We start from the raw sequence: 11992 nt of genomic DNA, 5'->3' as shown, positions 1-11992 counted from the left end.
CTCAAAATGCAAGAATTTACTTTATTCAGTATACTATAAGAAGCCTCTTTTTCTAAAGAGAGGAAACGAGATAAAGGAGGATTCAGCACCCATGCCATACGTAACTGTCAAAATGCTCGAAGGCCGTACAGACGAGCAAAAACGCAATCTTGTCGAGAAAGTAACAGAAGCCGTAAAGGAAACAACCGGTGCTTCTGAAGAAAAAATTGTTGTCTTTATAGAAGAAATGAGAAAAGACCATTATGCCGTCGCAGGCAAACGCCTGAGCGATATGGAATAATCTCTATAAAGCCGGCGCTTCGCGCACCGGCTTTTATTATCCCTATTGAGCCAGCTTCGCAATAATCGCCAAGAACGTCTTTTTCTCTTCGGCTGTTAAACGTTCAAACATGCCATCAATCAGCTGCTGGCGGTTTTCGATCATTTGTTCAGCCGCTCCCCGGCCCGATTCAGAAAGCGTAATCCATACAGTGCGGCGGTCATTGTTATTTCTGGATCTCTCAATAAACCCTTCCTGCTCTAAATGATTCAGAGCTGTGGTCGTGGCAGAGGGAGACAGTGTGACCTCCTTCAAAATATCCTTTATGGTGCAGCTCCCATGTCTGTATATGATCCGCAGAATAAATCCTCTTACATTATTCACGTGTTTCGGAACGGTGGCTTCATCTAATTGCTTCGTGCTTTTCAAATATTTTGTAAGTGCGTGATCCAGCAAATTTGCTTCCAGTTTGTCATGGTCCATGTCAATTTCCCCATTTCGAGATGCATTCATAACATACGAACGATATGATTTACTTATTATTTTACTGATTCCGAATAGGGAAAGTCAAAAAAGCAAAATGTGAATTCACAGCTTTTATCCTACATGCCTCGATTTTCCACCTGTTTGACAAGTTTATCTTTAAAAGTTTGGAAAGGAACGTGTTCACTCTGCTGATGTCCGAATTGGCGGACGTTTACCGCATTCTCCTGCTCCTCATGATCTCCAAGCACCAGCACGTACGGGATTTTCTGCACCTGCGATTCTCTGATTTTATAGCCGAGCTTCTCATTGCGCTCATCAATGCCGGCTCTTATCCCCGCCTGCTTCAGCTCCGCCTGCACCTTTCTGCAATAGTCTAAGTGAATGTGCGAAACCGGTATGATTTGAACCTGGACCGGTGCGAGCCAGACTGGGAAAGCCCCGCCGTAATGCTCGATCAAAATACCGAAGAAACGGTCGATCGAGCCGAAAACCGCTCTGTGGATGACAACGGGACGAACCTTCTCATTGAGTTCGTTGATATATGTTAAATCAAATTTTTCCGGCATTTGAAAATCAAGCTGAATTGTCGCACATTGGTGGCTCCGTTTCAGGGCATCTTTTATGTGGAAATCAATTTTCGGCCCGTAAAACGCCCCATCACCTTCATTGATCTCATAAGAGAGGCCAAGCTCCTCAAGGACGCGTGCTAAGGCACGTTCCGACGCTTCCCAAAGGCTGTCATCGCCTAATGAATCCTCCGGGCGAGTCGAAAGCTCAACTGAATACTCGAAACCAAATGTCCGATATACCTCATCAATCAGCCGAATCGCTTCTTTGATCTCACTCTCAATCTGATCCTCCCGAACGAAAATATGGGCGTCATCCTGACAGAACGTCCGAACGCGAAGCATTCCGTTTAAAGCGCCGCTGTATTCATGGCGGTGCACCTGTCCGAATTCCGCCATGCGAATTGGCAGATCCCGATAAGAATACAGGCTGTTTTTAAAAATGAGCATGTGGCCGGGGCAATTCATCGGCTTCATTGCGAATCTTGTATCATCCACTTCTGAAAAGTACATATTGTCGCGATAATGGTCCCAATGGCCTGACTGCTCCCATAACCGCTGATTCATCATAAACGGCGTACGCACCTCATCGTAGCCGGCATTTGTTTGCAGCTCACGCGAGAAGCGCTCCAGCTCATTGCGGACAATCTGCCCTTTCGGCAAATAAAACGGCATCCCCGGCGCTTCTTCAGAAAACATAAACAGCCCTAACTGTTTGCCGAGCTTGCGATGGTCTCGTTTTGCCGCTTCTTCCAGCATATGCAGGTGCGCATCCAAATCTTTTTTCTTTTGAAACGCAACCCCGTACACCCGCTGCAGGACTTCATTTTTGCTGTCTCCGCGCCAATAAGCGCCTGATACTCTTGTCAGTTTGAACGCCTTGATCATCCCTGTAGAAGGAAGATGCGGCCCGCGGCACAGGTCAACGAATTCCCCTTGCTGGTACAATGTGATATCCTCCCCGCGCGGAATATCCTTTAAAATCTCAAGCTTGAGCCGCTCGTCTTTTTGTGCAAACACCTCTTCAGCCTCTTCGTAAGAAACCTCTATACGTTTGATTTCAAGGTTCTCATTTATTATGTTTTTCATTTCTTTTTCGATGGCCTCTAAGTCTCCTGATGCCAAGCTTTTCCCCAGCTTCATGTCATAGTAGAAGCCGTCTAAAATCACAGGCCCTACCCCCAATGACACTTCGCCGTACAGCCGTTTTACTGCTTGGGCCAGCACGTGCGCTGTTGTGTGGCGAAGCACCTGCAAGCCTTCTTGTGAATCGAGTGTGACAATCGAAAGCTCAGCATCTTCCTCCAGCTTAAAGCTGAGATCAACAAGCTTGCCGTTGACCTGACCTGCGGCAGCCTTCTTTTGCAGACTGGAACTGATAGAACCAGCCGCTTCTTTGATTGTGATGCCTTTCGGATATTCCTGGTTCTGTCCGTCCGGAAGCTGAATGTGCACATGTTTACTCATTTTAGAACACTCCTTATTCATTGTTGTATATAAAAAAACACACCCGTCCCGCAGATAGGGACGAGTGTGTGATTAACCCGTGGTTCCACCCAAGTTCCCGACAAATACGATATTGTCGGCTCGGTGCTGTAACGCAGCATAGACGGCATTGGTTACTTCAGTTCCCCAATGCTGCTCCAAGGCGGTAAATGATATTCCTAAGCTGGGAAGCTCTCACCTTTCCTTCCCTCTCTGAAAACCGTAACTATCATTCATGTCCTTTTCATCGCATGTATTCAATTCATAAAAAAACACACCCGTCCCGCAGATAGGGACGAGTGTGTGATTAACCCGTGGTTCCACCCAAGTTCCCGACAAATACTATGTTGTCGGCTCGGTGCTATAACGCAGCATAAACGGCATTGGATACTTCAGTTCCCCAATGCTGCTCCAAGGCGGTAAATGATATTCCTAAGCTGGGAAGCTCTCACCTTTCCTTCCCTCTCTGAAAACCGTAACTATCATTCGTGTCCTTTTCAACGCATTTATGTAGTTCATATAAAAAAACACACCCATCCCTCTAAAAGGGACGAATGTGTTGATCATCCGTGGTTCCACCCAAATTCCCGATCAATTACACATGGTGATCGGCTTAAAGATGCTGTAACGCAGCATAACGGTATCAGATACTTGTTTTCCCCGATACGGCTCAAAGGCGGTAAGCTGCTTTCCCTGCGTTAGGAAGATCTCAGCTGTCCTTCCCTCTCTGGAAACCGTAAAAAGCATCTCGTGTCCTTATCAGTGCCTGTTGTTTCAATAATTTTTTATATCTTACTATATATTCCCACAAAGCGCAATCAGTGATTTACATTTTTTTCTGACGCAGCAGTTCCGTTATGGGCAGCCAGAAACAGCCATACAAGCAATGCAGCGAGGCTGTATGCCGCCCCCATCATCAAAAATGTAAACCCGGCACCGGCATACCAAGTGGCGGACAGATGAATGATCACCCCGGTTATCGCTACGCCGACCAAGGCTCCGATTTGCCGGTTTGCATTTAACGCCGCACCGGCGATATTCGCATGTCTTTGCCCGGCAGCCTGCATGATCACAGTTGTCATGGCAGGAACTGTAATACCGGTACAGAGGTTCATAACAGACATCAACACCGCCAGCTGCCAATAAGGAAAATCCGGAGAAATCAGCACAAACAACAGCAATGCAATGATACAGCTGACCGCCATTGATACAAACATAAGCTGACCGGCTTCAAACCGATTCGCCAGACGGGCAAACAGCAGATTGCCGATCACGAAGACCGCCATCATCGGCAGCAGCTCCACTCCAGCCATAAAGGAACTTGCCCCTCCTGCTTCCTGCAAAAAAAGGCTGAGCATAAACATGCCGCCAAAAAGGGCGAAATTCAGCAAAAACCCGATAAATTGGGCAGCTGAGAAGCGGCCGTTTTTGTATAAGGACGCCGGCAGGATGGGTGCTTTTGCAGAAATTTCCCGCAGCAAAAACAGCACAAATGCCAAAATCGCTGCAGTAAATGCTACAAGAATCACTGGCGAGCGCCAGCCCGCTGAAGGCCCCTGTATCAAAGCATAGGAAAGAAACCCGAGAGCCATCATGCCAAGCAGATGCCCGGTGATGTTCACGCGGCCGTTTTTTCCCGGGACGCGGCTTAGGATTCGGTAAGCTGAAATGAGCGCAGCAGCCCCTATTGGCACATTGATCAGAAAAATACTCTGCCAGCCCGCCAACTGTACCAGCACTCCCCCGATAAAGGGCCCAAGGCCTGAAGCGGCGGAAACAAGCGCGGCCCACAGTCCAAACATTCTCGCCCGCGCCCGCTCATCAGGGTAAGAGGCAGCCAAAAGGCTGAGTGAGCTTGGCATAAACAATGCTGCCCCAATTCCCTGTATGAGACGTCCGGCAATCAGCATCTGCCCATTTATAGATGCAGCGCATAGACAGGAGGCCAGAACAAAAACGGCTAGACCCAAGATATAGATCGTCTTCGAGCCGAAACGGTCAGCCAAGGCTCCGCCCGCCAGCAGAAGCGACGCAAAAGTAAGAATGTACCCGTCCACAACCCACGTTACACCTGAAAGTGACATTGAAAGAGTGTTTTTCATATCAGCCATCGCCACATTCACAACGGTCACATCAAGAGTTGCCATGAGGAAACCAAGTGCGAGCACGATCAGCACGGATATGCCTGTTGATGATGTTGATTCTTGTATAGACCCGCTATTTTTCATTACAATTGCCCTTTCACTTGCTTGATTACCCAATCATCTATTTTTTCAAGATCATACAATTCCCCGACTCTGTCCATGACATGCTGCAAGGATTCTTCTCTCATAAGATTGGACCATTTATCCTCGATTTCCCCCATGACTGTCTCCAGCACACAGTGACTTTCACCCTCAAATACAGATTGCAGCAGGCCTTTCCCCTGATACATCGAACCTCTGCCTTCGACCGCTTGATAAACATCATAAAGCGTAATGTCCGCCAAAGGCTTCGTCAGGGTAAAACCGCCCTTCGTCCCTGGTAAGGATTCTGCCAAACCGGCTTGAACCAATGTTCTCATCAGCTTCTTCAAGTAAGACGGAGACACGCGCAATCGCTGGCTTATAGCCTCTGACGTCAAAGAAGCCTGTACAGGCAGCCTTGACAGTAACAGCAGCACAGAAACCGCCTGCTCCATTCCTGATTTCATTTTCATTCTATTCACTCCTGATTCATTATGGATAACTATTATCCATAATGAATCTCTTGGCAGCTTTTGTCAATAAAAAAAGCAAAAGAAACGATTCATTTCTTTTGCTTGGTATGGTTAACAAATCTGCTTCAGTTCCTCTATGTATTGAAGCGCTTCGTCATATTCTTCATTTGTATATTTTTGCTTGCTTTTGATGGTAAAGACTTTTTCTTTCTTTTCCTCATCCTCAAGCCCGTCAAAGTAAAGGATCGTGGAAACCAGCTCTAAAAACCGTGATGAACGGCTGTTTACACTGTCGATATAGCCTTTCATATCCGGCATGTCCAGATCAGCATGGTCTAAAAATGCGGAGCCTGTCTCAGTCAGAGAATACCGGTATTGAAAGTAGCCGCCCTTTTTTTCCTTCACCTCATGCAGAAATCCAAGGTTGCACAGCTCTTCAATCTGGAGCGTCAGTTCCTCTGAATATGGTCCGTAAAAGTGAAAATCATATTTCTCATAGAAAGGAAACTGCATTTTCTTGGCGATATAAATCATTTTCTGCAGCTTCTTTCGCCCGATGATTTCTCCAGAATCCGAGAACACCTTCATCAGTTTTGCATGTTCTTTCAACAAATTCCCGACATCTCCTTTTTCCTTCTTTCCAATTTCTATGTCAGTCCCAGCAGCTGCCGGATTTTCATTTTCGCTTCCGGATGTTTAGAGCCGTCACAAATCAAGTCCTTTGGATAGTACAGCTTGTGGTCCGTCCGCCGTTTACCTGAGATGGATTCCACAATAGCCGACTGCCTGGACAGCTCTTTAATTTGGCCGTTTTGCGTCAAGAGATGGATCGGCAGACGCTCCTCTTCCTCTCCCGGTCGGTAAAAATCGTATGGCAGATCTGATGAAGAATCAACGACCAAATAATAGCTCGGATCGATCCCCGCCTCTTTGAACAATGAAGTCAGCTCAAAATAAGCCGACATTTCTTCATTCGGATTGAATTCAACGTATTGGAAAAGCTGGCGGTTAATAAATCTGCGGCACAAGTCGGATAAAATCGCGTCTTCTTCATCCTCCCAGGCCTGGAAGTAATACAAAATAATAGATTCATCCAGCTTTACATAATCCTCCAGTGTCAATTTCCCTTCAAAAATAGAATAGAAATGAACCGGAGCGTGAGTGAAGACATAGCCTTCATCGTGCAGCTGCTTCGCCCTGTGAAGAATCTTCGTTAAAATGACCTCTGCACTTCTGGTCACAGGATGGAAGTAGACCTGCCAGTACATTTGGTAACGGCTCATGATATAGTCTTCGACAGCGTGCATTCCGCTTTCTTTAATGACGATCTGATCCTCGCGCGGCCGCATCACCCGAAGAATCCGCTCCATATCAAAATGGCCGTAGCTGACGCCCGTATAATATGCGTCGCGCTGGAGGTAATCCATGCGGTCTGCGTCAATCTGACTCGAAATCAGGCTGACCACTTGCTTGTTTTTATATGTTTTGGCAATGACTTCAGCAACATCCTGAGGGAAACCCGGGCTCACCTTTCTGAGCACCTGATTAACCTGCGTGTCTCCCAAAATGATACCTCTTGTAAAATCCTCGTGGTCAAGGTGAAAGACCTTTTCAAATGAATGCGAGAACGGCCCGTGCCCGAGGTCATGAAGCAGTGCCGCGGCCAAACAGAGTTCACGCTCACTGTCATCCCATTCAGGGCGGCCTTTAAAGACGTCATCAACCATTCTTCTGACAATTTCATAGACACCGAGAGAATGGTTGAACCGGCTGTGCTCAGCCCCATGGAACGTCAAATAGGTCGTGCCGAGCTGCTTAATTCTGCGGAGACGCTGAAATTCACGGGTTCCGATTAAATCCCATATCAGCTTGTCCCGAACATGAACATAGCGGTGCACCGGATCTTTAAACACTTTTTCTTCTGATAATTTTCCATTTGGATACGCCATCGTCATTCCCTCTTTTTTTTAGCCGTGTTTCTATTATATCGACTCTATTCTTTGAAAACATCCTTGAATTTGCCCGGCGATTTGTTCCATCTTCATGAAAAACACATCTTGTGAAGCAAAAAAGCCTGACCTGAGGGCCGAGGCTAAGAAAAAATATGTTTTTACTTTTTTATTTTCTTTTTTACTTTGTCAATCAGCTCATCCTCTGTCGGAGCTGACAGCGGGCGATTGTTCACAAAAGCAAATGATTTTTTCCGTCCGGGCCCGCAATAAGATTGGCATCCTACCTCAACCTTTGCGTCCGGGTCCACTTCTTTCAAACGCGGCAGCAATGTTTTGATATTAGTGGCTTGGCAATCATCACACACTCGAAATTCATTAGCCATGACGTACGCTTCCCTTCATTTCTATGTTCATCTATGTGAATAACCTAAAATCACGTTTCAAAAAAAATCACATCACTCTTCATTTTACAAGGATTCGACTGTTCCTGCAAGCCGCTCCATCCTTCGTATCTCCTATTCTTTCAGCCAATTTGTATAAATATTTTCCAACCTGGACATTCTAATACCATGAAAAGAAAAATGGGAGTTGAGATAAATGACAAAACAGCGACAAGACGCTTGGTCAGAGGAAAACGATCTGCTTTTAGCCGAAACAGTGCTTCGGCATGTGAGGGAGGGCAGCACTCAGCTGAACGCCTTTGAAGAAGTCGGCGATAAATTAAACCGGACATCCGCAGCCTGCGGATTCAGATGGAACGCAGTGGTCCGCCATCAATATGAAAAAGCGCTTCAGCTTGCAAAGAAACAACGAAAACAGCGGATGAGAGCGCTCGGAAACGGGCAGCCCGCGAAAAAAAGATTGTTATATCAGCCTCCTGCCGTTGATCCTGAAATCATTCAAGAAACCGCTGTGGAAGAGCCGGTTAAAATGGAAACACCATCTGTCGAAAATGAGCAACCTTTAATGTCTGGCGAACATATGCCTTTTGTTGATGAAAGCTTTAAGGAAGAGTTAGCTAGTCTATCACACTTATTGTCTCCTCAAACACCTGCAGCTGCGCCTGAGATGACGATGAATGATGTGATCCGCTTCCTGCAGAATTACGAAGGCAATCACGAGCAATCATCAGCATTAAAAATGGAAAACGAGCGTTTAAAGAAAGAAAATCAGGAATTGCAAAACAAAACAGAGCAGCTAGAGGCAGAAGTTCAAAAGCTTGAAAAAGACCAAAAAACGATCCAAGAAGATTATGAAACCTTAGTGAAAATTATGAACAGAGCCAGAAAGCTAGTTTTATTTGAAGAAGATGAACATGCCTCTCCGTCCTTCAAAATGGACCGGAACGGCAATTTAGAAAAATTAGCGGAATGACATAGAAAAATCCCAAAACGGGCAGCTGTTTTGGGATTTTCGCCATGTGCAAAATCCCCTTTTCTATTGAGAAAAGAGAATTTCCTCATTTTGCAGCCGGATCAGCTATTCTTGTAAAATGAGGCCAAGCTTATGTGAATCTATTAAGACATGTGAGCTGCCTCGGCCGTTTTTTGTTTCCGAGGCGCAGCAGAAATGACCAAAAGCCCCAGCATCATAAGCGCAATGCCCAGCCACGAGGAAGGCGAAAGCATTTCCCCTATGAAAAACACGCCAAGCAATGAAGCCGTCAGCGGTTCAGCTAAAGACAGCGTGACCGCCGCCGAGGCCGGAACCCCGGTAAGCCCTTTCGCAAACAAAAAGTATGCGGCACATGTTGCAATTAACCCGATGTAAAGGCTTGTTCCCAGTCCTCTAGGGGTCAATATCCACGAGATATCTAACTGCCATAATAGCGGCGTCAGCAAGATGGCGCTGATCATGAATACAACGGCGGAGGTCGCTCGCGGAGGCTGGGTTTTCATCATCGCTTTACTGATGAGCGTATAGCCTGCAAAAGAAGCACCCGCTCCAAGCGCCATAAGAACACCAGCCACATCAATCCGAACATTGGAACTGTCGGAAAACAGAAGCCAGCAACCCGCTAAAGCCAGCACAGTCGCAATCCACCAGGAGTTTCGCGGGCGTTTCTTCAATACAGCCCATTCGAGGGTCCCGGCAATGATAGGCGCACTGCCGATGGCAATCACAGTTCCCACTGCAATTCCCGTTTCTTTAACCGCTGTGAAAAACAGCGGCTGGTAACACGCCATACAAACAGCGGCTAAAAATACGAGCGGCCATGACCAATTTTTCACGTGAAGCTCCCGGCTGACCCAAACCGCAAGCAGCATGGCGCTTCCTCCTATTAATAACCTGAACGCTCCAAATGCCAGCGGTGTGGCGCTTTCTGGAGCCAATGCCTGAACGGTTCCCGTGGTCCCCCAGAAAAAAGCCGCAATCAATACAAAAAGGCTGTAAATATTCCCTTTCATCTGCCTCTCCCCTTTAATATGGATGCTGATGTCATTTTATCGTTTTTCTTTTTGCCGTGGTTATCTGTATGTAAGAAGGATTTATCTGAAAATAAGATTATTGGGGTAAAATGCCGCTTGTCATAAAAAATGCATGCCGGCATATACAGCCGGCATGCGAAGAACGTTCACCCAAATACCTTTGCATTCCGCTCAGCCATCCGGACGAGATTTTTCTCAAATTCCATTTCCTCATCAATGGACAGTCCGGCAGAGTAAAGATGAGTGCTTAACGCTTTTAATTCCGTCAATAAAGCGAACATTAAGTCTTGTACGGAGATGTCTTTTTGCAGAAGCTCACTTAAGGACGCCATCGTTTCCGGACGTATTTCCGGATAGACGCCTTTTTTATCGTTTTGTTTGTCTTTCAGCGCCGCTTGATAGAATCGTCTGATCAAGTCGGCCCTTTCACTGCCGCTTTTATCCGCACAGAGATAAATTTGAACAGCGACTCCGCCGCGAACGCGTCTCTGAGAGATGCCGGCGAACTTTTTGCCATTTATACTGAGGTCATAGCTGCCGGGACAATAAGACCCTTCAATTTCATAGGCTTCGATCTTTGCGTTGTACGGTCTCAGCATTCGTCTCATCAGCTCGACCATCGCTTCATATCCTTTGTCTATATCGATGCCTTTCTTTTCGTCCTCGAATATGAGAGAGATATTTAAAACACCGTCATCCAATACGACGGCAAGACCGCCGGAATTGCGTACGATCACACGGTATCCTTCACTCTCCAGCAAGGAGATGCCATCCTGCAAAAACGGGAGGCGTGTATCCTGTATTCCAAGGACAATTGTATCGTGGTGCACCCATGAGCGCGCTGTCGCCGGCGACACGCCTTTTCCGACGGACATGCACAGCGTATCATCCATTGCGAAGGATTGCTTCGCATCAAATAAAGGGCCGAGACTGGATTGGTCAATGACTCTCCATTTCGGCTGCATCAGTAAATCAATCGGTTGGTTTGCCATCTATGTAAAACCCTTTCATGTTAGGCTTATTGAACGAAAACTATTATATCATTTCAGCAGGTGTGATTGATAATTGCTTTTCAGCATCGTAATAAAAATTTCTTTATTTTTTGTATTCTCCATGAGAGGAGAATAAATGTAAGACAGCTTGCGTTTTAACGAGAAATCTTTAATATGCAGAATTGAGATTTCGCGGTGGATCAAATCCTTATGCAGTACGCTTCTGGATAGAACCGAAAGTCCCATGCCGTTGATCACCGCTTCCTTTACACCTTGATTGCTGCTGATGGTGAACATTGATTTCGGCCGAAGTCCATTTGAACTGAGTACATGATCAAGATATTCTCTCGTCCCGGAGCCTTTCTCTCTTGTCACCCACGCTTCGTTCTGCAAATCGCTGATCGAAATCTCTTTCCGCCCGGCGAGCGGATGCTGATTTGGAGCGGCAATGCACATTTCATCCTCCATGAACGGTTCAATTTCCAGCTCATTCTCGTTTGTATGTCCTTCAATCAGCCCGATATCAGCCTGAAGCATCCGCACACGCTCGCTGACCTCCTCTGTATTGCCAATCATGACATCTAGATTCAGCTCTGGATACAGCTTTTGCAGCTGGGCCAATAGCGGCGGAAGAATATACTCACCGATTGTAAAGCTTGCAGCTATTTTCAATTCACCCTTCACATAGTGATGATGCGCATAGATTTCAGCCTTGGCTTGTTCGTAGAGAAACACCATTTGCTTTGCTCTTTGATATAAAATGTCTCCTGTCGGCGTTGTCGTAAAGTGTTTTGGCGACCTGTTCAGAAGAGCCGTTTGAAATTCTTTCTCAAGATTTTTGATATGCAGACTGACGCTGGGCTGGGAGATCATCAGCTTTTCCGCCGCTTTTGTGAAGTTTTTTTCTTCTACCACCGCTATAAACGTTTTCAGCACGTCGTAATACAAAAACCCCACCCCTGTCATTAATGAAATATATGGTTATGATTAGTTTTCTTTATTGTACTCATATCATCCGTCTTGGTAAAGAAGGGCTATACAGAAGCGCAAAAAAGGCAGCCCTCGGTCGAGAGCTGCCATTGTCTTCAATTTTATTACAGTGCTTGCGCCGCTGTAATTAATGCG

General features: G+C 46.3%; 12 protein-coding genes and 3 other annotated features. Of the genes, 2 read left to right on the top strand and 10 right to left on the bottom strand.

The window, feature by feature from the left end:
* Window positions 1-91: 91 nt before the first annotated feature.
* The gene (locus RAC86_RS13780) at window positions 92-280 is read left to right on the top strand and encodes a 2-hydroxymuconate tautomerase (RefSeq protein WP_003222038.1); all 189 of its coding nucleotides are present in this window, start codon (window positions 92-94) and stop codon (window positions 278-280) included.
* 42 nt (window positions 281-322) lie between these two features.
* Here the strand turns inward: RAC86_RS13780 and RAC86_RS13775 are convergent, their stop codons facing one another.
* From RAC86_RS13775 to RAC86_RS13745, 7 genes are all read right to left on the bottom strand, one after another.
* Entirely contained in the window at window positions 323-742 is a 420-nt protein-coding gene (locus RAC86_RS13775; RefSeq protein ID WP_003242889.1) for a MarR family transcriptional regulator, read from the bottom strand.
* Between the two features lie 119 nt (window positions 743-861).
* Entirely contained in the window at window positions 862-2778 is a 1917-nt protein-coding gene (thrS, locus tag RAC86_RS13770) for a threonine--tRNA ligase (RefSeq protein ID WP_119899900.1), read from the bottom strand.
* Between the two features lie 53 nt (window positions 2779-2831).
* Window positions 2832-3053, bottom strand: a binding site (T-box leader).
* 31 nt (window positions 3054-3084) lie between these two features.
* Window positions 3085-3306: a binding site (T-box leader), on the bottom strand.
* 33 nt (window positions 3307-3339) lie between these two features.
* Window positions 3340-3568: a binding site (T-box leader), on the bottom strand.
* A 46-nt stretch (window positions 3569-3614) separates the two neighbouring features.
* Window positions 3615-5024, bottom strand: a complete 1410-nt coding sequence (locus RAC86_RS13765) for an MFS transporter (RefSeq protein ID WP_046664004.1) — start codon at window positions 5022-5024, stop codon at window positions 3615-3617.
* Complete coding sequence (locus RAC86_RS13760; RefSeq protein WP_017696247.1) at window positions 5024-5494, bottom strand: Rrf2 family transcriptional regulator; 471 nt, start codon at window positions 5492-5494, stop codon at window positions 5024-5026. Before RAC86_RS13760 ends, RAC86_RS13765 begins: the two co-directional genes overlap by 1 nt.
* 111 nt (window positions 5495-5605) lie before the next feature.
* On the bottom strand, window positions 5606-6106 hold the full coding sequence (locus RAC86_RS13755) for a YwgA family protein (protein WP_003227524.1): 501 nt from the start codon (window positions 6104-6106) through the stop codon (window positions 5606-5608).
* A gap of 35 nt (window positions 6107-6141) precedes the next feature.
* Window positions 6142-7443, bottom strand: a complete 1302-nt coding sequence (locus RAC86_RS13750) for an HD domain-containing protein (RefSeq protein WP_119899902.1) — start codon at window positions 7441-7443, stop codon at window positions 6142-6144.
* 161 nt (window positions 7444-7604) lie between these two features.
* Window positions 7605-7829 carry a YuzB family protein gene (locus RAC86_RS13745; protein ID WP_003222050.1) on the bottom strand — a complete coding sequence of 75 codons (225 nt, stop codon included), beginning with the start codon at window positions 7827-7829 and terminating at the stop codon, window positions 7605-7607.
* Between the two features lie 214 nt (window positions 7830-8043).
* Between RAC86_RS13745 and rsfA the strand changes: the two genes are divergently transcribed.
* The gene (gene rsfA, locus RAC86_RS13740; protein ID WP_119899903.1) at window positions 8044-8820 is read left to right on the top strand and encodes a prespore-specific transcription regulator RsfA; all 777 of its coding nucleotides are present in this window, start codon (window positions 8044-8046) and stop codon (window positions 8818-8820) included.
* Between the two features lie 143 nt (window positions 8821-8963).
* Here rsfA and RAC86_RS13735 read toward each other — a convergent pair whose 3' ends face one another.
* The 3 genes from RAC86_RS13735 to cysL form a co-directional block, all read right to left on the bottom strand.
* Entirely contained in the window at window positions 8964-9854 is an 891-nt protein-coding gene (locus tag RAC86_RS13735; RefSeq protein WP_029726230.1) for a carboxylate/amino acid/amine transporter, read from the bottom strand.
* A 167-nt stretch (window positions 9855-10021) separates the two neighbouring features.
* Window positions 10022-10867 (bottom strand): octanoyl-[GcvH]:protein N-octanoyltransferase, encoded by an 846-nt coding sequence (gene ywfL, locus RAC86_RS13730; protein ID WP_003227511.1) that lies wholly within the window; start codon window positions 10865-10867, stop codon window positions 10022-10024.
* A gap of 48 nt (window positions 10868-10915) precedes the next feature.
* Window positions 10916-11815 (bottom strand): cysJI operon transcriptional regulator CysL, encoded by a 900-nt coding sequence (gene cysL, locus RAC86_RS13725; RefSeq protein WP_029726229.1) that lies wholly within the window; start codon window positions 11813-11815, stop codon window positions 10916-10918.
* Window positions 11816-11992: the final 177 nt, after the last annotated feature.

This window comes from Bacillus sp. LR_5, assembly GCF_042709275.1.
This window is presented reverse-complemented; position numbering and strand designations above follow the sequence as displayed.

Bases quoted from the DNA above. Each gene is read 5' to 3' on its own strand.
- RAC86_RS13780 (WP_003222038.1), top strand. From the start codon at position 92: ATGCCATACGTAACTGTCAAAATGCTCGAAGGCCGTACAGACGAGCAA.
- RAC86_RS13775 (WP_003242889.1), bottom strand. From the start codon at position 742: ATGGACCATGACAAACTGGAAGCAAATTTGCTGGATCACGCACTTACA.
- thrS (WP_119899900.1), bottom strand. From the start codon at position 2,778: ATGAGTAAACATGTGCACATTCAGCTTCCGGACGGACAGAACCAGGAA.
- RAC86_RS13765 (WP_046664004.1), bottom strand. From the start codon at position 5,024: ATGAAAAATAGCGGGTCTATACAAGAATCAACATCATCAACAGGCATA.
- RAC86_RS13760 (WP_017696247.1), bottom strand. From the start codon at position 5,494: ATGAAAATGAAATCAGGAATGGAGCAGGCGGTTTCTGTGCTGCTGTTA.
- RAC86_RS13750 (WP_119899902.1), bottom strand. From the start codon at position 7,443: ATGGCGTATCCAAATGGAAAATTATCAGAAGAAAAAGTGTTTAAAGAT.
- RAC86_RS13745 (WP_003222050.1), bottom strand. From the start codon at position 7,829: ATGGCTAATGAATTTCGAGTGTGTGATGATTGCCAAGCCACTAATATC.
- rsfA (WP_119899903.1), top strand. From the start codon at position 8,044: ATGACAAAACAGCGACAAGACGCTTGGTCAGAGGAAAACGATCTGCTT.
- RAC86_RS13735 (WP_029726230.1), bottom strand. From the start codon at position 9,854: ATGAAAGGGAATATTTACAGCCTTTTTGTATTGATTGCGGCTTTTTTC.
- ywfL (WP_003227511.1), bottom strand. From the start codon at position 10,867: ATGGCAAACCAACCGATTGATTTACTGATGCAGCCGAAATGGAGAGTC.